Source organism: Cognatiluteimonas profundi (assembly GCF_009792795.1).
GTDB classification, from domain to species: domain Bacteria; phylum Pseudomonadota; class Gammaproteobacteria; order Xanthomonadales; family Xanthomonadaceae; genus Cognatiluteimonas; species Cognatiluteimonas profundi.
The window spans coordinates 754,061-777,343 of record NZ_VKHQ01000003.1 but is presented as its reverse complement, the minus strand read 5'-3'; the positions used below and the strand labels follow the sequence as shown (position 1 = coordinate 777,343).

General features: G+C 66.1%; 19 protein-coding genes. 11 read left to right on the top strand and 8 right to left on the bottom strand.

The window, feature by feature from the left end; all coding sequences use genetic code 11:
- Positions 1 to 20 precede the first annotated feature (20 nt).
- Positions 21 to 1,532, bottom strand: coding sequence for an aminotransferase class III-fold pyridoxal phosphate-dependent enzyme (locus GST15_RS05600; protein ID WP_159016230.1), 1,512 nt, complete (start codon positions 1,530 to 1,532; stop codon positions 21 to 23).
- Between the two features lie 203 nt (positions 1,533 to 1,735).
- On the opposite strand from GST15_RS05600, the gene queA reads away from it, so the two are divergent.
- The 5 genes from queA to secF all read left to right on the top strand — a co-directional run bounded on the left by queA (position 1,736) and on the right by secF (position 7,228).
- Complete coding sequence (queA, locus tag GST15_RS05595; protein ID WP_159016229.1) at positions 1,736 to 2,776, top strand: tRNA preQ1(34) S-adenosylmethionine ribosyltransferase-isomerase QueA; 1,041 nt, start codon at positions 1,736 to 1,738, stop codon at positions 2,774 to 2,776.
- Positions 2,773 to 3,891: a tRNA guanosine(34) transglycosylase Tgt gene (gene tgt / locus GST15_RS05590; protein ID WP_233263058.1), complete on the top strand. Its 1,119-nt coding sequence runs from the start codon at positions 2,773 to 2,775 to the stop codon at positions 3,889 to 3,891. The genes queA and tgt overlap by 4 nt, the downstream gene beginning before the upstream one ends.
- A 92-nt stretch (positions 3,892 to 3,983) precedes the next feature.
- Positions 3,984 to 4,337 (top strand): preprotein translocase subunit YajC, encoded by a 354-nt coding sequence (gene yajC / locus GST15_RS05585; protein ID WP_159016228.1) that lies wholly within the window; start codon positions 3,984 to 3,986, stop codon positions 4,335 to 4,337.
- Between the two features lie 58 nt (positions 4,338 to 4,395).
- Positions 4,396 to 6,264 carry a protein translocase subunit SecD gene (gene secD, locus GST15_RS05580; RefSeq protein WP_159016227.1) on the top strand — a complete coding sequence of 623 codons (1,869 nt, stop codon included), beginning with the start codon at positions 4,396 to 4,398 and terminating at the stop codon, positions 6,262 to 6,264.
- 13 nt (positions 6,265 to 6,277) lie between these two features.
- Entirely contained in the window at positions 6,278 to 7,228 is a 951-nt protein-coding gene (gene secF / locus GST15_RS05575; RefSeq protein ID WP_159016226.1) for a protein translocase subunit SecF, read from the top strand.
- Positions 7,229 to 7,324: 96 nt separating this feature from the next.
- Here the strand turns inward: secF and GST15_RS05570 are convergent, their stop codons facing one another.
- The gene (locus GST15_RS05570) at positions 7,325 to 8,155 is read right to left on the bottom strand and encodes an inositol monophosphatase family protein (protein ID WP_159016225.1); all 831 of its coding nucleotides are present in this window, start codon (positions 8,153 to 8,155) and stop codon (positions 7,325 to 7,327) included.
- An 87-nt stretch (positions 8,156 to 8,242) separates the two neighbouring features.
- Here GST15_RS05570 and GST15_RS05565 point away from each other — a divergent pair, with 87 nt between their 5' ends.
- Positions 8,243 to 9,091, top strand: a complete 849-nt coding sequence (locus tag GST15_RS05565) for an RNA methyltransferase (protein ID WP_159016224.1) — start codon at positions 8,243 to 8,245, stop codon at positions 9,089 to 9,091.
- 33 nt (positions 9,092 to 9,124) lie between these two features.
- Here the strand turns inward: GST15_RS05565 and GST15_RS05560 are convergent, their stop codons facing one another.
- Positions 9,125 to 9,751 (bottom strand): exopolysaccharide biosynthesis protein, encoded by a 627-nt coding sequence (locus GST15_RS05560; RefSeq protein ID WP_159016223.1) that lies wholly within the window; start codon positions 9,749 to 9,751, stop codon positions 9,125 to 9,127.
- A complete protein-coding gene (locus tag GST15_RS05555; RefSeq protein WP_159016222.1) occupies positions 9,741 to 11,048 on the bottom strand; it encodes a hemolysin family protein in 1,308 nt (435 codons plus the stop codon). The genes GST15_RS05560 and GST15_RS05555 overlap by 11 nt, the downstream gene beginning before the upstream one ends.
- 235 nt (positions 11,049 to 11,283) lie before the next feature.
- Here GST15_RS05555 and GST15_RS05550 point away from each other — a divergent pair, with 235 nt between their 5' ends.
- Positions 11,284 to 11,910, top strand: a complete 627-nt coding sequence (locus GST15_RS05550) for a DUF47 domain-containing protein (protein WP_159016221.1) — start codon at positions 11,284 to 11,286, stop codon at positions 11,908 to 11,910.
- Positions 11,911 to 11,934: 24 nt separating this feature from the next.
- The gene (locus tag GST15_RS05545; RefSeq protein WP_159016220.1) at positions 11,935 to 13,053 is read left to right on the top strand and encodes an inorganic phosphate transporter; all 1,119 of its coding nucleotides are present in this window, start codon (positions 11,935 to 11,937) and stop codon (positions 13,051 to 13,053) included.
- Positions 13,054 to 13,139: 86 nt separating this feature from the next.
- Here the strand turns inward: GST15_RS05545 and GST15_RS05540 are convergent, their stop codons facing one another.
- Positions 13,140 to 13,550 (bottom strand): YbjN domain-containing protein, encoded by a 411-nt coding sequence (locus GST15_RS05540; protein ID WP_159016219.1) that lies wholly within the window; start codon positions 13,548 to 13,550, stop codon positions 13,140 to 13,142.
- 41 nt (positions 13,551 to 13,591) lie between these two features.
- Here GST15_RS05540 and GST15_RS05535 point away from each other — a divergent pair, with 41 nt between their 5' ends.
- Positions 13,592 to 13,936, top strand: coding sequence for an MGMT family protein (locus tag GST15_RS05535; RefSeq protein ID WP_159016218.1), 345 nt, complete (start codon positions 13,592 to 13,594; stop codon positions 13,934 to 13,936).
- Between the two features lie 77 nt (positions 13,937 to 14,013).
- Complete coding sequence (locus tag GST15_RS05530; RefSeq protein WP_159016217.1) at positions 14,014 to 14,691, top strand: rhomboid family intramembrane serine protease; 678 nt, start codon at positions 14,014 to 14,016, stop codon at positions 14,689 to 14,691.
- Positions 14,692 to 14,807: 116 nt separating this feature from the next.
- Here GST15_RS05530 and GST15_RS05525 read toward each other — a convergent pair whose 3' ends face one another.
- The 3 genes from GST15_RS05525 to GST15_RS05515 all read right to left on the bottom strand — a co-directional run bounded on the left by GST15_RS05525 (position 14,808) and on the right by GST15_RS05515 (position 21,398).
- On the bottom strand, positions 14,808 to 16,817 hold the full coding sequence (locus tag GST15_RS05525) for a M13-type metalloendopeptidase (protein WP_159016216.1): 2,010 nt from the start codon (positions 16,815 to 16,817) through the stop codon (positions 14,808 to 14,810).
- 262 nt (positions 16,818 to 17,079) lie between these two features.
- Positions 17,080 to 19,191: a M13 family metallopeptidase gene (locus tag GST15_RS05520; RefSeq protein ID WP_159016215.1), complete on the bottom strand. Its 2,112-nt coding sequence runs from the start codon at positions 19,189 to 19,191 to the stop codon at positions 17,080 to 17,082.
- A gap of 95 nt (positions 19,192 to 19,286) precedes the next feature.
- Positions 19,287 to 21,398, bottom strand: a complete 2,112-nt coding sequence (locus GST15_RS05515; protein ID WP_159016470.1) for a M13 family metallopeptidase — start codon at positions 21,396 to 21,398, stop codon at positions 19,287 to 19,289.
- 256 nt (positions 21,399 to 21,654) lie between these two features.
- Here GST15_RS05515 and GST15_RS05510 point away from each other — a divergent pair, with 256 nt between their 5' ends.
- A complete protein-coding gene (locus tag GST15_RS05510) occupies positions 21,655 to 23,028 on the top strand; it encodes an MBL fold metallo-hydrolase RNA specificity domain-containing protein (protein ID WP_159016214.1) in 1,374 nt (457 codons plus the stop codon).
- The last annotated feature ends 255 nt before the right edge of the window (positions 23,029 to 23,283 follow it).

The following is a 23,283-nucleotide window of genomic DNA, read 5'->3' as shown; positions in this document are numbered from 1 at the left end:
GATTGCAGCGGATCCTGGCGTCAGGCGGCGGCTGCCTGCTGCTGCCGCGGGCCTTCCAGCAATCCGCGCTTCACCAGTGCCACCATCAGTTCCAGTTCGTCGCGACCCACGGAGAAATGCGGCGTGAAGCGCAACGAGTTGGCACCGCCATGGATGACGCCCAGGCCACGTTCGCGCAGCCATTCCTCGGTCGAGCCCGTGCCGTAACCCTTGAATCCAGGGGCCAGTTCGCAGGAGAACAACAGGCCGGTGCCCTGGACCTTGGTGATCATGCCGCCGAGCTCGGCCTTGAGTGCTTCGAGCATGGCAATCGCATCGCTGCCGCGCTGGCGGATGTTCGCGCGCAGCTCCGGGGTGATCTGCGCGAGGACGGCGCAGGCCACGTCGAGTGCGCGCGGATTGGTCGTCATCGTGTTGCCGTACACGCCGCTGCGATACATCGCGGCGGCGCGCGTGTTCACCGCCAGCACCGACATCGGGAACTGCCCGGCGTTGAGCGCCTTGGAATAGGTCTCCATGTCCGGCGCCTCGATGCCCTCGAAGCCTGGGTAGTCGATGATCGACAGCACGCCGTGCGCACGCAGCCCGGCCTGGATGGAATCGACCAGCAACACCGAGCCATGGGCCTTGGTGAGTTCGCGGGCGGCGTTGTAGAACGCGGGAGGAACGCTGCGGCCCGGATCGCCTTCGCCCATGACGGGCTCCAGGAACATCGCCTCGATGAACCAGCCATTGCGATCGGCATCCGCGAATGCCTTCTTCAACGCGTCGATGTCATAGGGCTCGACCGTCAGCACGCTGTCCTCGCCGCGGAAGCTGGCCAGGTGCTGCATGTAGGTCTTGCGCGAGGAGTCCGAGTACAGCGCCGGGCGCTCGGTGCGTCCGTGGAAGCTGCCCTTGACCACGAGACGCTTGATGCTGCGTCCGGCGTGGCGGCCATTGGGATCTGTCATCAGCTTGGCGTTGACGTCGGCGATGCGCGAGGCCAGCGAAACCGCTTCGGAGCCGGAATTCAGGCACAGGAACCTGCTGTACGGGCAACCATCGGCGCCGCGGGTATGCCCCACCTCGGCCCGCAGCGCGCGGTCGAACCTCAGCTGCGACACGTTGGGCGTCATGATGTTGGCCATCACCTGCGGCTTTGCCATCGCCTCGATCACGGCGTCGGGCGTGTGGCCGAACCCGAGCATGCCGTAGCCGCCGGAGTCATGCAGCACGGCGCCGTTGAGGGTGACGATCCAGGGCCCGCGCGCCACCAGGGCGACGTAGGGATTGACGGTGTCTTCGGAATAGAAATTCACGTAGCCGGCCTGGACCGTCCGCGCCTGGTCGGCTTCGTCCATGTCCAGCAGGTCGGGGAACTCATCGCGCACGCGGGCATGCTCGACCGCTGCCGCTTCGATGGCGGCGACAAGGTCCGGATGCGTTGCCGCGAACTTCAGGACGGTGGCATCGTCGAGACCGGCGGTGCGCCGCTGGCCCTTGTGGGCCCGCAACGGGGTGAGTGCGTCGAGCAGAGCGTGCTGGTTCATGGCGGTGCGCCTTCCTGAAGCGGAAAACAAAAATGCGCGGCGAATGCTCGAGACAATCGGGCCGCGCACTGCCGTTTTCCAGTGATTTCAACTGTTTGCGCAATTTTATCATGCCGTTTTGGGCGCCGTAACCCCCGGGCCGGAACCCTTCGGGCCGTTACAATGCGCGCCCCAAGTGCCTGTCCGGCCTGAAGAATCCGTCGTTGAAGCGCACCGATTTCCACTATGAGCTGCCCCAGGAACTGATCGCACAGGCGCCGCTGCCCGTGCGGTCGGACAGCCGCCTGCTGGTCGTGCAGCAGGAGCCGGCGGCCCTGGTCGACGCCAGCATCCGCGACCTGCCGCAGTGGCTGCAGCCGGGCGACCTGCTGGTCTTCAACGACACCCGCGTCATCCCCGCGCGGCTGTTCGGCCAAAAACCCACCGGTGGCCGCGTCGAAATCCTGATCGAACGCCTGTTGCCCGACGACCAGGCGCTGGTGCAGATCGGGGCGAGCAAGTCGCCAAGAGCCGGCAGCCGGATCGCGCTGGACGCCGGTGGGGACGTCGAAGTCATCGCGCGCGAGGGCGAGTTCTATCGCCTGCGTTTCCACGTCACCGAACCATTGGTGGCCTGGCTGCAGCATGCAGGTCGCCTGCCACTGCCGCCCTACATCCACCGCGAGCCCGGCGACGACGATGCCGCGCGCTACCAGACGGTGTTCGCCCGTGTGCCCGGCGCCGTTGCCGCGCCAACCGCGGGCCTGCATTTCGATGCGCCGTTGCTCGATGCGCTGCGCGAACGGGGCGTGGAGATGGGGCACATCACCCTGCACGTCGGGGCGGGGACGTTCCAGCCGGTGCGCGTGGATGACCTGGACCAGCACGCGATGCACAGCGAATGGCTGGAGGTCGGTGCCGAATTGGCTGGCGCCATCCAGCGCACGCGCGCCAGCGGCGGACGCGTCATTGCCGTCGGTACCACCGTGGTGCGGGCGCTGGAAAGCGCACTGCGCGATGGCGAGGTGCGGCCGTTCTCGGGTGACACCAGCATCTTCATCCGGCCGGGGGTCGCGATCCGCAGCATCGATGCGCTGCTGACCAACTTCCACTTGCCCGAAAGCACCCTGCTGATGCTGGTCTCCGCGTTCGCAGGGCAGGCGCGCGTGTTTGGCGCCTACGCGCATGCGATCCGCGAGCGTTACCGTTTCTTTTCCTACGGGGATGCCATGTTGCTGTTTCCACAGGCGGGCCAAGGCGCATGAGCCAATCCTCGAGCAGGATGACCTTCGAGCGACTGGGCAACGACGGGCTGGCGCGACGCGGGCGGCTGACATTCCCGCGCGGCACCATCCAGACGCCTGCGTTCATGCCGGTGGGCACCTACGGGTCGGTCAAGGGCGTGCTGCCGCATCAGCTGCGCGAGCTGGGTGCGGAAATCATCCTCGGCAACACCTTCCACCTGTTCCTGCGCCCGGGACTGGACGTCATCGCCGCGCACGGTGGACTGCATGGGTTCACGCGCTGGGATGGTCCGATCCTGACCGACTCCGGCGGTTTCCAGGTCTTCTCGCTGGCGCATCGGCGCAAGATCACCGAGGCCGGCGTGACCTTTTCCGCGCCGACGGATGGATCGACGATCTTCCTGGGCCCCGAGGAAAGCATGCGCATCCAGCGCGTGCTCGACTCCGACATCGTCATGATCTTCGACGAATGCACGCCGTATCCAGCCACGCCGGACATCGCGCAGGCATCGATGCAGCTCAGCCTGCGCTGGGCCGAGCGCAGCAAGCGTGCGCATGAGGGCAACGACGCGGCGTTGTTCGGCATCGTCCAGGGCGGCGTCCATCACGAGCTGCGTTCGCAATCCGCCGAAGGCCTGAAGGCGCTGGGCTTCGACGGCTATGCGATCGGCGGGCTCGCCGTGGGTGAGCCCGAGGCCGAACGCAACGCCATGCTCGAACACACCTGCCCGCAGTTGCCCGACGACCGGCCACGCTACCTGATGGGTGTCGGCAGGCCGGAGGACCTGGTCGAAGCCGTCGCCCGCGGCGTGGACATGTTCGATTGCGTCATGCCCACGCGCAACGCGCGCAACGGCCATTACTTCACGTCATCCGGCGCGGTGCGCATCCGCAATGCGCAATACGAGCTGGACACGCGGCCGATCGAGGAAGGCTGCGGTTGCCATGCGTGCAGCAACGGCTACTCGCGCGCCTACCTGCGCCACCTGGATCGCTGCAACGAGATGCTCGCGCCCATCCTGGGGACGCTGCACAACCTCTGGTACTACCAGACGCTGATGGCGGGGATGCGCCAAGCCATCGAGCGGGGAACCTTCGGGGCCTTCCGCGACTCCTTCTACGCCGCGCGCGCCTGATTCGGCGCCCAAACCGCGTGCCGCGCGGGCCCAGGCCGGGAAATGCCGGGCGCGTGGCATAATTGCCCGTTGTATCGCGACCGGACATCCAGATGAACCTGCTCGACCTGCTCGTTACCCCCGCCTACGCCCAGGCGACCGGCCAGACCGCTCCAGGCGGCCTGTTTGGCGGCGGCATCCTCGGACTGCTGCCGATGTTCCTGATCTTCGGCGCCGTCTATTTCCTGATGATCCGGCCGCAGACCAAGCGGGCAAAGGAGCATCGCGCCATGCTCGACAAGCTCGGCACCGGCGACGAGGTGATCACCAATGGCGGCATTGCCGGCACCGTGCGGGAGATCGGCGACAGCTTCATCACCGTCGAGATCGCCGACAACGTGCGCGTCCGGCTGCAGAAGGGCGCCATCGCCAACGTGCTGCCAAAGGGCACGCTGAAATCCGCCTGAGGTTTCTTCCTTTCCACTGAATTTGCGCCGGCCACCGTGCCGCGCGTGGGGTCTTGCGATGCTTGTCTACGGCCGTTCGAAGTACATCCTTGCCCTGCTGGTCCTGTTGTTGAGCGCGCTGTATTCGCTGCCCAACCTGTATCCACAGGATCCCTCCGTCCAGGTCACGGCCAACCGCGGCTCGCAGGTCGACCAGGCGTTCCGCCAGCGCGTCGAGGACATGCTGAAGACGGCCGGAATCGCACCCAAGCAGGTCGAGCTGCAGAAAGGCGGCGAGCTGCTCGTCCGCCTGGTGACGCCCGATGCGCAGATCAAGGCGGCCGACGTGCTGCGCCAGGCGATCGGCAACAACTACGTGGTGGCCTTGAACCTGGCCTCGACCGTGCCGGACTGGCTGCGTGCGATCGGTGCGCGGCCGATGCTGCTTGGCCTGGACCTGCAGGGTGGCGTGCACTTCCTGATGCAGGTGGACCAGAAGGCCGCGCTGGAGAAGCGATTCGAGTCCTACGCTGAAGACATCCGCGTGCTGCTGCGGGAAAACCGCGTGTTGTACGAAGCCGTCGAGCGGCGCCCCGACAACTCCATCGTCGTGACACTCGCGCCCAAGGTCGATCCGGGTACCGCGCAGGGACTGATCGCCAAGAACCTGCCAAACCTCAGCAACGACCTGGTCGGCAACACGATCGTCGTCCGCGTGCCCGACGCCGAACTGCAGCGCATCACCACCGACGCCATCGAGCAGAACGTGGGCACGCTGCGCAACCGCATCAACGAGCTGGGCGTCGCCGAGCCGGTGATCCAGCGCCAGGGTACCGACCGCGTGGTGGTGGAATTGCCGGGCGTGCAGGACACCGCCCAGGCCAAGCGCATCCTCGGCGCGACCGCGACGCTCGAATACCGCGGCGTGGTCGAAGGCAATGCCTACGACGCCGTCGCCAGCGGCAACGTCCCGCCCGAGGCGCGCGTCTTCTATCGCAAGGAGCTGGGCCCGGACGGCAAGCCTGTCCCCGTGCTGCTCAACAAGCGCGTGATCGCCTCTGGCGACCAGCTGGTTGGCGCGACATCGGGCTACGACTCGCAATCGGGCACGCCGATGGTGTCGGTCACGCTCAATGGCGTCGGCGGCCAGCGCATGTTCGACTTCACCAGCCAGAACGTCGGCAAGCCGATGGCGGTGGTGTACATCGAGCGCATCCCCGAGGTCACCAAGGTCGACGGCAAGGAAGTGCGGACCACGCGGACCAGCGAACAGGTCATTTCCGTCGCGACCATCCAGGGCGTGTTCGGAAAGCAGTTCCAGACCACCGGCCTGGAGAGCCCGAAGGAAGCAGCCGACCTTGCGCTGCTCCTGCGCGCCGGTGCGCTGGCTGCGCCGATGGACTTCGTCGAGGAGCGCATCGTCGGCCCGAGCCTCGGTGCCGAGAACATCCAGCGCGGCATGGAGGCGGTCGGTTATTCCTTCCTGTTCGCGCTCGTGTTCTTCCTGTTCTATTACCGCATGTTCGGCGTGATCACCTGCGTGGCATTGCTGCTGAACCTGCTGATCGTCCTGGCGATCCTCTCGGTCATGGGCGCGACGATGACCTTGCCCGGACTGGCGGGTATCGCATTGACGGTGGGCATGTCGGTCGACGCCAACGTGCTGATCAACGAGCGAATACGCGAAGACCTGCGCCTGGGGCTGCCGCCACTGTCGGCGATCTCGGAAGGATACAAGCGCGCGACCGGCACGATCGTCGACGCCAACATGACCACCATCCTCGCCGGTGTCGCGCTCTTTGCATTCGGCACCGGACCGGTGAAGGGCTTTGCGGTCACGCTCATCGTCGGCATCGTCACCTCGATGTACACCGCCGTGTCGGTGTCGCGTGGTATCGCCGCGCTGATCTACGGCCGCCGTCGCAAGCTGCAGTCGATCTCGATCTAAGGGAACGCCAGACATGAAACCGTTCAACCTGTTCCCGTATGACAGCAATCTCAACTTCATGCGCCTGCGCTACATCTCGCTGGGCATCGCCACGCTGATCATGGTGGTGGCGATCGGCGCCATGGCGCTGAAGAGCTTCAACTTCGCCCTGGATTTCACCGGCGGAACGGTCACCGAACTGCATTTCGCCAAGCCGGCGAACGTTGATGCCGTCCGCCAGCGACTGGCGGCCGGCGGTTTCACCAACGCGCAGGTCCAGAGTTTCGGCTCGGCGAACGACCTGCTCATCCGCCTGCAGACCAAGTCAGGCAGCGGTGGCAAGGCGGCGGCGCAGACGGCGGAAGACATCCTGCGGGTCGCCTCGATGCCGGACAACGAGGCCGTTGTGACCAAGAGCGACTTCGTCGGCCCACAGGTCGGCAAGGAGCTGGCGCTCAACGGGCTTTACGCACTGCTGTTCGTGCTGCTGGGCTTCCTGATCTACATCTCGTTCCGGTTCGAGTTGAAGTTCGCCATCGCGGCGATCATCACCACGCTGCACGACGTCATCCTGGTCTGCGGCTGGTTCGCCATCAGCCGGCACGAGTTCGACCTGACGGTGTTGGCCGGCGTGCTGGCGGTGATGGGCTTCTCGATCAACGACACCATCGTGGTGTTCGACCGCGTGCGCGAGAATTTCCGTGGCATGCGCGCCGCGCCGATCGAGGTCATGAACCGCTCGGTGAACCAGACCCTGTCGCGGACGATCATCACGTCCTTCGTCGCCTTCCTGAGCATGCTGGCCCTCTACCTGTTCGGCGGCGCTTCGCTGCGTGGCCTGGCCGAGGCGCAGATCATCGGCGTGCTGATCGGCACCCTGTCGTCGATCTTCGTCGCCTGTCCGCTGCTGTTGATGATGAACGTCACCAAGCAGGACCTGATGCCGAAGTCGAAGGACGAGGCGGCATTGGCGCGACGCCCGTAATTTCCCGCACTCGCAACAAAAAAGCCACGCAATCGCGTGGCTTTTTTGTTCGGAAAGCGAAAGTCTCGCGGCTGAAGCCGCTCCCGCAGGCGGCTGTCAGGCGAAGCTGGCCGCGTATCCGGAGCTGACGATCGTCTTCTGCAGTGGCTCGATCAGCTTGATTCCACCCGCCACGACCTGATGGCCGCGCGTTGGGGCAACATCCATGCGTCCAAGCGCCGCGCCGCGGTAATCGCAGACCCGGCCGCCGGCCTCGCGGACCAGCAACACGCCCGCCGCGATGTCCCAGGGCTGCAGGCCGGCCTCGAAGTAACCGTCGCCGCGTCCGCAGGCGATGTAAGCCAGGTCCAGCGCCGCCGATCCGGTGCGGCGCACATCCTCGGCATCGCGCAGCAATTCGCGCAGGCATTCCAGTTGCGCCCCGGCACGCGAACGCTCACGCGGCGGGAATCCCGTGACCAGCATCGCTCCGGTCAGGTCCTTGCGCTCGTTGACACGGATCCGTCGTTCATTGAGGACCGCGCCAGAGCCCTTGCTGGCGGTGAACAGTTCATTGCGCAGGGGGTCGAAGACCACGCCGTGGATGGGCTCGCCGTTTTCCACCAGCGCGATGGAGACGCACCAGTGCGGGAACCCGTGCAGGAAATTGCTGGTGCCATCGAGTGGATCGATCACCCAGGTGAAGCGGCCGCCGTCGCGGACACCTTTCTGCTTGCCGCCTTCCTCGCCGAGGATGGCGTAATCGGGATTGGCGCGCTTGAGTTCCTTGATGATCTCGGCTTCGGCCAGCGAGTCGACTTCGCTTGCGTAGTCGAAGCGGTCCTTCTCGACCACGTTGATCGCGTCCAGGCGATGCATGTGGCGCAGCAGCACGTTGCCACCGGCGCGGGCCGCCTTGACCATGACATTGACGGCAGGCTTTTGCATACGCGAACGCACTCCGGGCGCGGAAGGATCAACAGGGGGAAAGAGCAGGCCGGTTCGAGACCGGGCGCGGAGTTTACCATTGCCCCCATGAGCACCCATGCCCCAACCTCCAGCGCCGGCACTGGCGACGCCCTTGCACGCGTCCGGATCGTGCTGGTGGGGACGCAGCATCCGGGCAACATCGGCTCGTCGGCGCGGGCGCTGAAGACGATGGGGCTGGCGCGGCTGGTGCTGGTCGATCCGGAGAAGTTTCCCCACATCGAAGCCAACGCGCTCGCCGCGGGGGCCGACGACGTCCTTGCCGGCGCGGCGATCCACGGGTCGCTGGCCGAGGCCGTCGCCGATTGCCGGCTGGTGCTGGGCTGCACCGCCCGCAGCCGCCGCGTGGCCCTGCCGGAGCAGGGGCCACGTGACGCGGCCGTGCGTGTGCTGGAAAAAGCGGGGCAGGGGGAAGAAGTCGCCCTGGTGTTCGGTCGCGAGCGCACCGGCCTGACCAACGAAGAGCTGCAGCTGTGCCATGGCGCGGTGCATATCCCCGCCAATCCCGATTACAGCTCGCTCAATATCGCCGCGGCGGTGCAGGTCCTGGCCTACGAGTTGCGCCTGGCTGCGCTGGATGCAAGCCGCGGCGCGGTGCAGCCGGCCCAGCCGCCGCAGCGGACAGGCGCGACGCCGGCCTCCCATGCCGACATCGAGGGCTTCTTCTCGCAGCTTGCCGAGACGCTGGATGCGATCGATTTCCACAAGGGACGGGCGCCGGAATCGGCAATGCGCAAGCTGCGCAGGTTGTTCCTGCGCGCCGAGCCCGATATCGCGGAGGTTCGCCTGTTGCGAGGGGTGCTCGCGGACGCGCAGCGCATGGCCCGCCTGGCGGGTGTGCAGCAAGCGGCTGGCGCCGGTCCGGCGGCCAGCGACACGGCGGCGGACGATCATTGAAGGATGCGGCAACCCGGCCCGGTGGGCGGGGCGTCAGGACAACCGGTCGATCCAGCGTCCCGCGGCTTCCGCCAATGATCCGGACAGAACGCCCGATACGATGACGGCGATGGAGCCGGCGATCCAGGCGATCAGCATCACCAGCCCATCGCGTTCGAGCAGGGCGACAGCGAACAGCAGCAGCAGTCCACCGAAGACGTAATTGGTCAGCGGGATCGGCAGCGACAGCAACAGCCCCAACAGCATCAGCAGCATGCCGGTGAAGACCATTGACACGCGATGGGCGAGCAGCGCGTGCAGGCGTGGACGCACCAGCAATTCCAGGCGTGCCAGCCAGGGCCCCATCCGCCGCTCGAAGGTGATGAGCACGCGCCGGTGCGGTCCGCGCTCGGCAATGAAGCCAGGCAGCCAGGGCTTGTGCCTTCCGGCCAGCAATTGCGCACCGATCAGCATGGCCAGGGGACCGCTGACCGCGCCGCCGATGGGCACCGGGATGAAGGCCGGCAAGGTCGCGATGAGCAGCAGCATGCCGAAGGCGCTGCGGTCCAGGTCGGACAGCAGGTGCCGCAGGCGCAGGACCTCGTCCGGATCGCCCTGGAGGTGCGCGCGCAGGATGGCGCGGACGCTGCCGGGACGCGGTGGCGCCCGCTCAGTCGACATCGCGCCCATTGTGTCCGGCGATCCGTTGCAGCAGCAGCTTGTCGATGCGCGGCCCGTCGAGGTCCACGACTTCGATGCGCCAGGCTTCCCACTCGAAATGCTCCGCTGCATGCGGAATCCGCCCGAACTGGGCGATGACCATTCCGGCTGCGGTGTGGTAGTCGTGCTCCTCTTCGCCTGGCAGCGAACGCCCGCCAAGGAGTTCGCGCAGGTCGTCGATGGGCAGCGATCCATCGACCAGCAGCGAACCGTCCTCGCGCGTGACCACCAGTGCTTCGGCGTCGGAACTCTCGCCCGACTGCATGCGCCCGAGCACCGCGCCCATCAGGTCGTTCAAGGTCACCATGCCGGTGACGTCGCCGTATTCGTCGACAACCAGCGCCAGCGACTGCTGTTCCTCGCGGAATATCTCCAGCAGCTTCAACGCATGCGTGGATTCGGAGACGAAGACGGCCGGCCGCAGCTTCTGGAAGAGTTCCGGCTGGGTCTGGTCGAGGCGATCGAGCAGCGTCTTGACCTCGAGCACGCCGAGCACGTCGGAATCGCTGTCGCGATACACCGGATAGCGCGAATACGGCGTCTCGCGCATGGCGGCGAGGTTTTCATCGAAGCTCGCCCCGGCGTCGAGCCAGATGATGCGCGTGCGCGGGGTCATCATGCTGTCGGCGGTGCGGTCGCCCAGGCGCATCACGCGATGCATCATGTTGCGTTCGTCCGAATCGATCACGCCCTGCTCGTGGCTTTCGCTCACCAGCATCCGGATTTCCTCTTCCGTGATCGTCGAGTGGTCGCCACGGTCCAGGCCGAGCAGGCGCATGACCGTGCGCGTGCAGAACGACAGCGCCAGCACCACCGGCTTGGCGGCTTTCGCGAAAAAATCCATCGGGTAGGCGACGGCAGTGGCGATCTGCTCCGGCCGCAGCGTGCCGATCCGCTTGGGCACCAGTTCGCCGACCAGCCCGAACAGGAACAGCATCACCAGGAAGCCGGTCGCAAAGCCCAACTCATTCGCATAGGGCAGCAGCAACGGGATCCCGCGCAGCGGCTCGGCGATCTTGGCGCCCATGGATTCGCCGCCGAAGTAACCGATCATCAGGCTCAGCAGGCTGATCCACAGCTGCACGGCCGACAGGAAACTCTCCGGATGCTCGGCCAGGTACAGCGCCTTGCGCGCGCCGCGGCTGGTTTCGGCCATGTGCCGGAGCCGGCTCTTGCGCGCGGTCAGCACCGCCATTTCCGACATGGCGAAAAAACCGTTGCACAGGATCAGTACCAGGACGATCAGCAGCTGCAGCACGCGCGCGGCTCCATGCGGGAACAATCCAGGCTGAGGGTGGGGCAGCGCAGTGTGGACGACGCCGGGTCGGCGATGCGTGCAGGGACGTCAGGGGCGTTGGGGGCGGCGTCCATAGGCTGCGCCGGAGCGCGTCGCCATCATAACAGCCGGTCCGAAGGCCCCGGGGACGTCCGGCCGGAGCGGGCATTGGCAGGGAAGCGGTCATAATCCGCCGACTCTGCCCACGGACGCGCCCATGTTTTCACTGCAGACCATCTTCGGCCAAGGCAAGCAGTTCTTCGCATACCTGGATGACGCGGCGGATGCCGCCCACGACAGCACCAAGGCCTTGTACGAGATGCTGAAGGCCCCGGAGCGCACCCCCGGGCTGGAAGCCTTCAAGCTGGCGCGCCAGCGCGAGCGCGTGGCGTCGGACAGGATCAGCCAGGCGCTGGTCGACAGCTTCATCACCCCGATGGAGCGCGACGACATCGAGGCGCTGGCCTCCGCGCTGTACAAAATCCCCAAGCAGGTGGAGCGATTCGCCGATCGCTACGCGCTTGCCCGGCACCGGCTCGATGGCATCGACTTCGCGCCCCGCGCGGCGATGCTGGAGCAGGCCGCCGGCGTGGTGGTCGAGATGGTGCACGAACTGCGCAAGATGGGCCTTGACCGCATGAAGCTGCTCAACGATCGCCTGCGCGTGCTGGAGGCCGAAGCCGACCGGCTGATCCTGGAGCTGCATCGCGACATCTATTCCGGACGGCTGGACGCCAGCGAGATGTTCCTGCTCAAGGAATTCTTCGAGATCCTCGAGAAGGCGATCGACCGCTGCCGCGAGGCTGGCGTGGTCGCCTATCGGATCGTGCTCAAGAACAGCTGAGTGCCCGCCAATGGAGATGCCGCCATGCTGACCCTCGTGCTGGTCGTGGTCGCGACCGCGCTGCTGTTCGAGTTCATCAACGGGTTCCACGACACCGCCAACTCCATCGCCACCGTCGTCGCCACCAAGGTGCTGTCGCCCGCGCAGGCGGTGATGCTGGCGGCAGGCACCAACCTGATCGGGGCGTTCTGGGGCACCGCGGTCGCCCAGACGATCGCCTCCGGCCTGGTCGACACCAACGTGGCCGCGATGACCTCGCAGGTGATCCTGTGCGCGCTCATCGGCGGCATCGTGTGGAACCTCTTCACCTGGTGGCGCGGATTGCCGGCGTCCTCCTCGCACGCGCTGATCGGCGGGCTTTGCGGCGCGGCATTGGCTGCGTCGCACAACAACTGGCACGTCCTCATCTGGTCGCAGTCGGCCGAGAAGTGGACAAAGAACAAAGGCCTGCTGTGGAAGGTCCTGCTGCCGATGGTGAGCTCGCCCGTCGCAGGCTTCCTGCTGGGCATCGCGATCATGGTGATGCTGTGGGCGATCATCGCCGCGCTGGCACGCGCCGGTGGTCCGCTGGGCCGCCTGGCGCGCCCGCGCTGGGTGAACGCCTTCTTCAACAAGGCGCAGCTCGTCTCAGCCGCATACATGGGATTCGCGCACGGCACCAACGATGCGCAGAAGACCATGGGCATCATCGCCCTGGCGTTGTTCGGTGCGCAGGCCGCCGGGGCGCTGGACCAACTGCCGGCGTGGCTGGCCTTCCTGCATCCGACCGGTGATTCGAAGCACATCGACAGCTGGATCATCGCGTCGTGCGCGCTGGTCATGGCGGCCGGTACCGCCGCTGGTGGCTGGCGCATCATCAAGACGATGGGCCACAAGATGGTCAAGCTGCACCCGATCGACGGATTCGCCGCCGAGACATCGTCGGCCACGATCCTGACGCTGGCTGCGCATTACGGCATGCCGGTGTCGACCACGCACAGCATCTCGACCGCGATCATGGGCGTCGGGTTCGCGAAGAATCCCCGCCAGCTCAAGCTGACGGTCATCGAGCGCATCGTCTGGGCCTGGATCCTGACGATCCCGGCGGCGGGCGCCATCGCCTATGGCCTTCTCGCCGGGTTCCAGTCGATGGGCTGGGCGTGACGCGATCCCGCTGCGGTTGATCCTGCGGGAACTGCTCCAGCCGTGGGCTGAAGAAGCTCCTTGCATGGAGCGGGTGCGCCCGTGTTTTACAGCAGGTCGCCGCCCGCCGACAGCGCGCGTTCCATGCGATCGCCCATGCCGCCGATTTCCAGGATCAGGCGGTCGACCTCCGCCGGCGTCAAGCCGTGATAGGGACGGTTCTCGCAAAGCTGCAGGTAGGGCACGCCATCGAGGTCGCCCACCGCCAGGTAGCCCACGCGGCTCTCCCAGTTGAAGGCCAGCGCCCGCCGGCAATCGATGCCCGTGGTCGGCGCGACGGCCGTGCTGACGCGCAGGTAGGTCCTTGCGTCGTCGTCCTCGAGTTCGGACAGGAAGATCGCCTGGTGGCGGCGGCCGTTGTCGAGCGACAGCTCGATCCCGACCACATACGGGTCCTGCATGCTGACGTGGAAGTCGCTGGTGGCCAGGTGGGAGCGGATCTGTTCGAAGTTGTGCATTGGGCATCGCGTGGGGGGCTTGGCCGCTATGCTAATCCGCTATGGCCAAGTCCGCTGTGCAACCGCCTCCAGCTGCCGAGCGGATACGCGCCGTGGTGCGGGCGATCCCGCTCGGGCAGGTCGCCGGCTATGGCGACGTGGCACGCAGGGCGGGGCTTCCCGGCCGGGCACGCCTGGCCGCGCATGTCCTGAGTGCCAACGAGGATCCGACGCTGCCGTGGCACCGCGTCGTGCGCTCGGATGGGCGGATCGCATTTCCGGCGGGATCCGACGGGTTCATCGAGCAAAGCCGGCGCCTGCGCGCCGAAGGCGTGGTCGTGCTGCATGGACGCGTCAGGATGCCCCCGCGGCCTGCATTCGACATGGATGCGGAAATCTGGGGCTGACCCTTCAGTGACAAGCGCGACCGGTATCATGTGATGCCGTGCCGGCATGTTGCCGCCGCGGACCCAGGACCCCCTCGATGTTTTCCAACATGCCCCCCATCACCAAGGCGCTGCTGATCGCCAATGCCCTGGTGTTCGTGCTGCAGCAATTGCTCGGCGATGCCATGTTCAGCCCGTTCATGCTGTGGCCACTGGGCAACGGCGGCATGGACGCGATGACCTCCGGCGCGGGCCTGTTCGATTCGCAGACGTTCATGCCCTGGCAGCTGCTGACCTACGCATTCCTGCATGCCAACCTGATGCACGTCGGCTTCAACATGCTGGCGCTGGTGATGTTCGGCTCGCCGCTGGAATACACCTGGGGCAACCGGCGTTTCCTCACCTATTACCTGGTCTGCGTCGTCGGCGCGGGGCTGTGCCAGCTGGTGGTGGCGTCATGGTTGTCGGGACGCGGATTGGCCTATCCGACGATCGGGGCCTCGGGCGGCGTCTTCGGGCTGCTGTTCGCCTACGGGCTGCTGTTCCCCAACCAGCGCGTGATGTTGCTCATCCCGCCGATCCCGATGAAGGCGCGCACGCTGGTGATCGTCTACGGCGCGATCGAGCTGCTGCTGGGCGCCAGCGGACTGCAGCCAGGCGTCGCGCATTTCGCGCACCTGGGCGGCATGCTGTTCGGCTGGTTGCTGATCCGTTACTGGCGTGGCCAGCCGCCGTTCGGCAGGAAGGGGCCACGCAGGCCCCGCATCGTCCGCTGAACTGCCGTGGATGAGCGAAGCGCATCCGGGCACTGACGGCATGACAACGGCCGGTCCCGGGTGCGGCCTGCGGCCTTACCCGGGCTACGAATCACCCATCCCGCATCCCGACCCCGTCACCGCCAGATCGACACCTGCTGTTCCGGCGAGCGTTGCATCGGCGTGCCGGCCTTGCAGGTGTAGGCCTTGCCGAATGATGGCTGGTCGGCCAGCGGTCCGTTGGTCCGCCATTGCCCGGGGGCGTGCACGTCGGTCGAGGCCAGGCGAGTCGCGACATCGCGCGACAGCTGCTGCGGCCACAGTCGCGCCCAGCCCTGGAAGAACGCCTGCTTGCCGCTGTCCGTCAGCGCCGGTTGCGCGCTCGACAGTGCGTCCCACGCCAGTTCGATGCCGGCGACATCCGCGGCATTCTCATCGCGCGTCTGCCGACCGTTGACGTTGCTGCCCAGGCCCGGCCACGGATACGCGCCGTACTGCGTGACCAGTGGCGCGGTGCGCGTTTCCCATGCCGCGGTGTCCGTCGGCGTCCACCAGTCGCGGCGATTGCCGCTGGCATCGACCATGCGGCCGCTGCCGTCGAATCCGTGCGTGAGTTCATGCCCGACCAGAGCGCCATACGCGCCGTATTGCGCGGCGGCATCCTGCGCCATGTCGAGCACGGGTGCCTGCAGCATCGCCGCGGTCACGATGAGGCGGTTGTGCGCGATGTCGTAGAACAGCGCCGGCTGCTGCGGCAACACGTCCCAGCGCCGGTTGGCGTTGGCGCGGCCGATGCGACGCATTTCCTCGCGGTGGCGCCACGTGGACGCAATGAGCATGTTGCCGCCGAAGCTGCCACGGCCCATGGGTTGCACGCTGTAGTCCAGGTCACCCGCGGGGGCGCCGATTTCGATGCCGGTCCGCGCGATCTTGGCCTTGGCTTCTGCCTTGGCCGACGGGCTCATCCAGGTGTTGCGATCCAGGCTGAGCGACAGCGTATCGCGCACCTGCGTTGCGATTTCCAGCGCGCGCGCGGATGTTGCCGCGGGCAGGTAGCGGCCCACGTATTCGCGACCGAGCATCGGGCCGGCGGCGAGATTGATGGCATCGAGCACCTGTTGCTGGCGCGAAGGTGGCGCTGTCTCGCCGCGAAGCACGCGACCGCGGAATGCGAAGTCGACGTCGCGCCAGGGCTTGGACAGGTACGGCGCCATCGCCGCGCCAACCTGGTAACGCAGGTAGGTTTTCCATTGCGCGGGTTTGATGCCGCCGACCAGTGCGTCGAGTTGCGCGAACAGCTGCGGATTGGCAAGCGACACGTTGCCATCGCTGACGCCCTGTGCCTTCAGGAAATCGTCCAGGCGCAGGTTCCTGTACTGCTTGCCCAAGTTCGCAGCCGGGACCCGCGCGTAATTGCCGCGCGGATCGCGCAGGGAATCCAGCGGGCTTGACGCCTGCGCGATGCGCGTCTCCAGCCCAAGCACGGCCTGGGCGTCTGCCTGCAGCTGGTCGGGCTTGCTGCCCGTCAGCGCCAGGATCTTCGTCACGTAATCGGTGTAGCGGGCGAGCAGGGCACGCGTATCGGCATCGGTCCGTGTGTAGAAAGCCGGATCGGGCAGTCCGAGGCCGCCCTGGCTGAAATAGCCGATATGGCGACCGGGCTCCTGCAGGTCGACGTCAGCGCTGAAATTGAAGGCGACGGGAATGCCGACCTGGTGCAGGGCCGCGATCGCCGCCGGAATGTCCTTGCCGCGCCGGATCGCGTCGATGCGCGAGAGCAGTGGCGCGATCGGGGTCGCGCCATTGCGCTCCACCGATGCCTCGTCCAGGCCGCTGGCCCAGAAATCACCAAGCAGTTTCGGCACGCCAGCCTGGGCCTGCATGTCCGCGTTGAGCAGGTCGATCTGCTGTTGTTGCGCACGCTGCGCCATCTGGCCCAGCGCCGATTGCATTCCAGTACCAACCGCTGGGTTGGCCTTGAGCCAGTCGGCATTGGCGTGGCCGTGGAAGTCACGACAGACCAGGCTGACTTCGGGGGCCTTCTTCGATGCGTGCTTCTTTTTCTTCGCGGCGTCGGCCGCCGGACTGGTCAATATCGCGGCAATGGCGAGCGACAGGATGATGGAAAGCGGGCGCGCATTGGACATGTGGGGGGTCATCTCCTGGGGTCGACCGAGTGTAGCAAGGGCTCCCGCGGCGACAATGAACACGAAGCCCGACGCAAATGAAAAGGCCGGGTTTCCCCGGCCTTTTTGCCTTGCATTTCGTGGAACGTGACGCAGCTACCAGATCTTCACCTGGGTGTCGCCGCCACGCACCATGCCGTCACCGGCCTTGCACTGGAATGCCTGCGCGAACGACGGCATGTTCGACGGCGCACCGCGCCGCCGCGCGCCCGGAAGACCCGGATTACCAGATCACCACCTGCTTGTCGGTCGCGCGAACCATCGCATCACCCGCCTTGCAAGAGAACGCCGCCGCAAACGTCGGCAGGTTCGACGGCGCACCGATCGCACGGAAGTCCGGCGGCGCGTGCTCGTTGGTGTTGACGATCACCTTCAGGTAATCGGGCGTGTACTTGCTGCGCCACACCGTCGCCCAGTTGATGAAGAAGTGCTGGTCGCGGCTCAGCCCATCGGTCATCGGATCGGGCGTGCCGGCCGTGGCGTGCTTCATCGCGTCGTAAGCGGTGGCGAGGCCGCCGAGGTCGGCGATGTTCTCGCCCAGCGTCAGCTTGCCGTTGACCTTGAGGCCTGGTGCGGCTTCGTAACCGCTGAACTGGTTCACCAGCTTGTCCGTGCGCGAAGCAAAGCCCTTCGCGTCCGCAGGCGTCCACCAGTTCTCGAAGTTGCCGCTGGGTCCGAAGCGGCTGCCCTGGTCGTCGTAACCGTGGGTCATCTCATGGCCGATCACCGCGCCGATGCCGCCGTAGTTGGCCGCGTCGTCCGCCTTGGGATCGAAGAATGGCGGCTGCAGGATCGCTGCCGGGAAGACGACTTCGTTCTGCATCGGGTTGTAGTACGCGTTGACCGTCTGCGGGCTCATGCCCCACTCGGTCCGGTCGACCGGCTTGCCGATCTTGCCCAGGTCCCATTTGTAGTTGAACTCGGTCGCCGCCAGCACGTTGCCGATGTAGCTGTCGCGCGAGGTCGCAAGGCCTGTCCAGTCGCGCCACTTGTCGGGATAACCGATCTTCGGCGTGAACGCCGCCCACTTCTCGATCGCCTTGGCCTTGGTTTCCGGGCTCATCCAGTCGAGCTTCTCGATACGCGCCTTCAACGCCTCGCGCAGGTTCTGCACGAGCGCCTCCATGCGCGCCTTGGACTCGGCGGGGAAGGCGACCTTGACGTACATCTGGCCCAGCGCTTCGCCGGCATTGCCGTCGATGGTCCTGAGCACGCGCTTGCCACGCTCCTTCTGCTCCTTCTGGCCGCGCATGGTCTTGTTGTAGAACTCGTAGTTCTCCTGCACGAAGGCATCGCTCAGGTACGGCGACGCCTCGTCGACGGCATGGAAGCGCAGGTAGGCCTTCCATGTGTCGGCCGGCACGTCGGCGAGCATCCTGCTGACTTCCTCGTGGAAGGCGGGCATCGCCAGCGAGAACTTGGCCGGGGCGGCCACGCCCTGCGACGCGAAGAATCGCGTCCACGGGAAATTCGGCGTCAGCTTGTCGGCGTCGGCCAGCGTGACCGGGTTGTAGTAGATCGACACGTCACGCTGCATTTCCTCGCGCGACTTCGATGCCTTGGCAAGCCGCGTCTCGAAGGCCAGCACCGACTTCGCCTGGTTGGCCGCATCGGCGGCCGGGATCCCCGACAACTCGAGCACCTTGGCGATGTGCGCCTGGTAGGCGTCCAGCTTGTCCTTCTTGTCCTTGTCGAAGTAATAGCCGCGATCCGGCAGGCCGAGCCCGCCCTGCGATGCGTAGGCCATGTTCATGGTCGAATCCTTGAAGTCCGGACTCGAACCGAATCCGAACAGGACGTTCTCGCCCTTGGCAGCACTGCTGCGCAGGTAGTCGGCGACAGTGTCCTTGTCCGTCAGCGCGTCGATGGCGGCCAGGCGATCCTTCAGCGGGGAAATTCCCTGCGCATTGATCTTCGCCGCATCCATTCCGGTCGCCCAGAAGTCGCTGACGATCTTCTCCACGCCCGCGGCTGCGGGATCGGCGGCTGCCTGTTCGGCCAGCTGTTTCTGCACCGCGATCGAGCGCTCGTCGAGCATGTCGAATGCGCCCCAGCTGGAGCGGTCGCCAGGAATTTCATTGGCGGCCTGCCACTTGCCGTTGACGTAACCACCGAAGTCGTTGCATGCGTTCTTGCTCGTGTCCAGGTCAGCCAGCACGAAGCGGTTGACCGGTGGCAAATGGCTTTCGTCGAGCGTGAGTGCCCTGGGTGACGCAGGGGCGGTCTTTGCGGCCGCATCGGCCATCGGCTTGTCCTGCTGTGAACAGCCGCCCAGTGCGAGCGCGGACAACATTGCAGCGGTCAGGACCGCCGGCTTGAACATTGGAGTGGTCATGGAAGTTCCGTTCGTGTGCAGCACAGGGCTGCGGAAGGGATAAAAAAACCGCGCATGACAGGCGTCATGCGCGGATGTGGGTCAGGCGCAGGTGATCACCAGATCACAACGCGCTTGTCGTCGGGGCGGACCATCGCGTCCCCCGCCTTGCACTGGAAGGCCGCCGCGAACGACGGCTCGTTCGACGGCGCGCCGATCGCACGGAAGTTGGCGGGCGCGTGCGGGTCGGTGTTCAGGCGCACCTTCAGTTCTTCCGGGTTGAAGTTGCGGCGCCACACCGTGGCCCAGTTGAGCCAGAAGCGCTGGTTCTCGGTGTAGCCGTCGATCTTCTCGTCGGGCGATTTGCCGGCATCCGCCAATGCCTTCTGCAGTGCGTCGAAGGCCACGGTGGTGCCGCCGAGGTCGGCGATGTTCTCGCCCAGCGTCAGCTGGCCCTTGACCGGCAGGTTGTCGATGGATCGGTAGTCGTCGAACTGCTTGACCAGCTTCGCGGTGCGCGATTCGAAGCCCTTCTTGTCGGTCGCCTGCCACCAGTTGGCGAAGTTGCCCTTGGCGTCGAACTGGCTGCCCTGGTCGTCGTAGCCATGCAGCATCTCGTGGCCGATGACCGCGCCGATGCCGCCGTAGTTGAGCGCCGGATCGGCCTTGGGATCGAAGAACGGCGGCTGCAGGATCGCGGCCGGGAACACGACTTCGTTCTGCTGCGGGTTGTAGTAGGCGTTGACCGTCTGCGGCGTCATGCCCCATTCGGTGCGATCGACCGGCTTGCCGACCTTGCCCATCAGCCAGTCGTAGTTGTACTTGGTCGCCGACAGCACGTTCTGCACGTAGCCCTCGCGCGAGGTCGCCAGGCCGTCCCAGCTGCGCCACTTGTCGGGGTAGCCGATCTTGGGCATGAAGCTGTTCCACTTCTCGATGGCCTTGGCCTTGGTGTCAGCGCTCATCCAGTCGAGTTTCTCGAGTCGAACCTTGAGCGATGCGCGCAGGTTGTCGACCAGCTTGGTCATTTCCGCCTTGGATTCCGGCGGGAAGTACTGCTTCACGTACATCTGGCCGAGCGCCTCGCCGACTCCGCCCTCGGTGGTGTCTAGCACGCGCTTCCAGCGTGGCTTCTGCTCTTTCTGGCCGCGCATGGTCTTGCCGAAGAAATCAAAACGCTCGTCCGCGAACTTGTCGGACAGGTATGGCGCCATGCCGTCGATGGTGTGGGCGCGGAAGTAGGCCTGCCATTGCTCGGCCGGCACGTCCTTGATCATCCTGCCGAACTCGGCGAAGAACTTCGGCTGCGACAGCGAGAAGCCGTCGACGTTCACGCCCTGCGCCTTGAGGAATTCCGACCACGGGAAGTTCGGCGACAGCTTGTCGGCGTCGGCGACCTTGACGAAGTGGTACTGGTTCAGCGGATCGCGCTGTTCGATCGGCGACAGCGACGCCTTGGCCAGGCGGGTTTCGAACGCGAGCACGTCCTTGGCCTGCTTGTCCGCATCGGCCGCGGCGACGCCGGCGTTCTGCAGTTGCTTGCTCACGTGCGCGACGTAGGCTTCGCGGATCTTCTTGTAGCTGTCGTCGCCCGCCTTTGGCCCGTCGCTGAGGTAGTACGCCTTCTCCGGCAGCGCCAGCCCGCCCTGGTCGGCGTAGGCGATCATCAACTGCGAATTCTTGAAGTCCGCGTTGGAGTAGAAGTTGAAGGCGTCGCCACGTCCGGCGGCGAATTCCTCGCGCAGGAATTGCGCGATGTCGGCCGGGGTCTTGAGCGTCGCGATCCTGTCCAGCATCGGCTGGATGGGCGTGATGCCCGCGGCATTGATCTTTGCTTCGTCCATGCCGGTGGCGTACATGTCGCCGACAAGTTTCTCCACGCCGGTGGAATCGGTCTTGGCCGCCGCGGATTCCGCAAGCTGCTTGCTGGCGGCCAGCGAGCGCTCGGTCAGCATCTCGAAGCTGCCCCATGTGGTGCGGTCGTTCGGGATCGGATGCGCGGCCAGCCACTTGCTGTTGACGAAATCAGCGAGGTTGTCGCAGACGTTCTTGCTGGTGTCCAGGTCCGCCACGGAGAAGGCGGCGGTGGGTGGCAGGTCCGTCGGTGCAGGTGCCGTCGGCGCCGCTGGTGCCGTGGGTGCGGCCGGAGCAGCTGGTGCCGCCGCCGTCTGCTGTTGCCCGGGGCAGCCGGTGAGTGCAGCGGTAACAGCGAGGGACAACAACAGCATCTGGGGCTTGCTAAGGATCACGTTGAACTCCGGCCCATCGGGCGGCAGTGGGAGGCGGTCCGGCCGGAAGCCGGGTCATGGACGGTGGCGACCAAAGCGCAAGACTTCGCGCGGTGCACCCGCGACTGTAGCGGTGCGGCCGGGACGCAGCGGGTGTCGAAGGTCATGCCAGGCAGCTAATGGAATCTTGACCGCGGCACCGCTCGCTGGACCCTGTGATAACGTGCTGGCAGTCACAAAAAACACGGGGTCGGCCATGCGCGTGCAGTTCCACGGGGCGGCTGGCGAGGTGACGGGTTCACTCCATCAGATCGATGCCGCGGGCAAGACGCTGCTCCTGGACTGCGGGATGATCCAGGGCAGGCGCGCGGACGAGGCCCGCAATGCCGAGGCCTTCGCTTTCGACCCCTCGCGCATCGACGCGCTGGTCGTCAGCCACGCCCACATCGACCACATCGGGCGGGTGCCGTTGCTGGTGAAGCGGGGGTTCAAGGGGCCGATTTTTGCCCAGGCCGCTACCGTCGACCTGATGCCGATCATGCTGCTCGACGCCGCCTCGCTGGCCGAAGCAGACGCCGAGCGCGCCAACCGCTATCGGCGCGATGGCGATCCCGAGGTCCATCCTCTCTACACCCGGGACGACGTCGGCATCGCCATGCGGCAGGTCCAGCCGCTTCCCTACGACACGCGCTCGACGATCCTGCCCGGCGTGGACCTCACGTTCCGCGACGCCGGACATATCCTGGGATCGGCGATCGTCGAGCTGTGGGCCGATGGCAGGAAGCTGGTGTTCTCCGGCGACCTCGGTCCCAAGGGCACGCCGATCCTGCGCGATCCCGAAACGATCAGGCAGGCTGACCTGGTGGTGATGGAGTCGACCTACGGCGACCGCAACCACAAGGACCGGCTGGAGACGATCCTCGAGCTGGGAAGCATCTTCGAGGCCGCCTGGCGTGATGGCGGCAACGTCTGCATTCCCGCCTTCGCGGTGGGGCGCACCCAGGAGCTGCTGTACTGGTTCGCGATGCACTGGGACGACTGGAAGCTGCAGCGCTGGCAGATCTTCCTCGACAGCCCGATGGCGTCCAAGGTGGTGGATGTCTATGCGCGCAACAGGAACCTGTTCGACACCCGCGCGCAGCAGGTCTGGAAGCAGAAACCCGATCCGTTCTCCCTGCCCAACCTGCGCGTGACCGACTCGCGCGATGAATCGATGGCCATCAACCGGATCCAGTCCGGCGCCATCATCATCGCCGGATCCGGAATGGCCGATGGCGGGCGGATCCTGCACCACTTCATGCAGAACATCAGCCGTCGCGAAACCCACATCGTGTTCGTCGGTTACCAGGCCGAAGGCACGCTGGGACGGCGCCTGGTCAACGGCGCGCCGTGGGTGCGCATCCACGGCCACGACTTCCGCGTCAACGCCAAGGTCCATACCGTCGGCGGCCTGTCCGCGCACGCCGACCAGAGCGGACTGATCGAGTGGTACGGCGGTTTCGATGCCCATCCACCGCTGGTGCTGGTGCACGGCGAGGACAAGGCGCGCGAGGCGCTGGCCGGGGAGATCGGCGAGCGGGATGGCATCACCGTGCAGCTGGCCAGGCCGGGCATGACCCTGGAGGTCTGAGTTGCAGCCTGAACGACCCCCGGGTGGGCCGCTGGCGCATTCAGCGGATTTCACGTACAGTTCGCCTCGTTTTGCGCACGGCTGATCCGTTTCCTAGGTAAGCCTGCCGCCCGGTCCACGGCTTCCGTTGACCACTCGCGGCCTTCTCCCCGCACGCCTTTCGTCGCGCAGACACGGCCCGGAACATCCGGCGCCGTCAAAAAGAACACTCGTGGCGCGGTTCAAGGAACGCTTCGGGTCAAGATCGCACCGACC

What these genes read in the sequence shown, in the direction of transcription:
- GST15_RS05600 (WP_159016230.1), bottom strand. Translation starts at nt 1,532, where the DNA reads ATGAACCAGCACGCTCTGCTCGACGCACTCACCCCGTTGCGGGCCCAC.
- tgt (WP_233263058.1), top strand. Translation starts at nt 2,773, where the DNA reads ATGAGCCAATCCTCGAGCAGGATGACCTTCGAGCGACTGGGCAACGAC.
- yajC (WP_159016228.1), top strand. Translation starts at nt 3,984, where the DNA reads ATGAACCTGCTCGACCTGCTCGTTACCCCCGCCTACGCCCAGGCGACC.
- secD (WP_159016227.1), top strand. Translation starts at nt 4,396, where the DNA reads ATGCTTGTCTACGGCCGTTCGAAGTACATCCTTGCCCTGCTGGTCCTG.
- secF (WP_159016226.1), top strand. Translation starts at nt 6,278, where the DNA reads ATGAAACCGTTCAACCTGTTCCCGTATGACAGCAATCTCAACTTCATG.
- GST15_RS05570 (WP_159016225.1), bottom strand. Translation starts at nt 8,155, where the DNA reads ATGCAAAAGCCTGCCGTCAATGTCATGGTCAAGGCGGCCCGCGCCGGT.
- GST15_RS05565 (WP_159016224.1), top strand. Translation starts at nt 8,243, where the DNA reads ATGAGCACCCATGCCCCAACCTCCAGCGCCGGCACTGGCGACGCCCTT.
- GST15_RS05560 (WP_159016223.1), bottom strand. Translation starts at nt 9,751, where the DNA reads ATGTCGACTGAGCGGGCGCCACCGCGTCCCGGCAGCGTCCGCGCCATC.
- GST15_RS05550 (WP_159016221.1), top strand. Translation starts at nt 11,284, where the DNA reads ATGTTTTCACTGCAGACCATCTTCGGCCAAGGCAAGCAGTTCTTCGCA.
- GST15_RS05545 (WP_159016220.1), top strand. Translation starts at nt 11,935, where the DNA reads ATGCTGACCCTCGTGCTGGTCGTGGTCGCGACCGCGCTGCTGTTCGAG.
- GST15_RS05540 (WP_159016219.1), bottom strand. Translation starts at nt 13,550, where the DNA reads ATGCACAACTTCGAACAGATCCGCTCCCACCTGGCCACCAGCGACTTC.
- GST15_RS05535 (WP_159016218.1), top strand. Translation starts at nt 13,592, where the DNA reads ATGGCCAAGTCCGCTGTGCAACCGCCTCCAGCTGCCGAGCGGATACGC.
- GST15_RS05530 (WP_159016217.1), top strand. Translation starts at nt 14,014, where the DNA reads ATGTTTTCCAACATGCCCCCCATCACCAAGGCGCTGCTGATCGCCAAT.
- GST15_RS05525 (WP_159016216.1), bottom strand. Translation starts at nt 16,817, where the DNA reads ATGTCCAATGCGCGCCCGCTTTCCATCATCCTGTCGCTCGCCATTGCC.
- GST15_RS05520 (WP_159016215.1), bottom strand. Translation starts at nt 19,191, where the DNA reads ATGACCACTCCAATGTTCAAGCCGGCGGTCCTGACCGCTGCAATGTTG.
- GST15_RS05515 (WP_159016470.1), bottom strand. Translation starts at nt 21,398, where the DNA reads ATGCTGTTGTTGTCCCTCGCTGTTACCGCTGCACTCACCGGCTGCCCC.
- GST15_RS05510 (WP_159016214.1), top strand. Translation starts at nt 21,655, where the DNA reads ATGCGCGTGCAGTTCCACGGGGCGGCTGGCGAGGTGACGGGTTCACTC.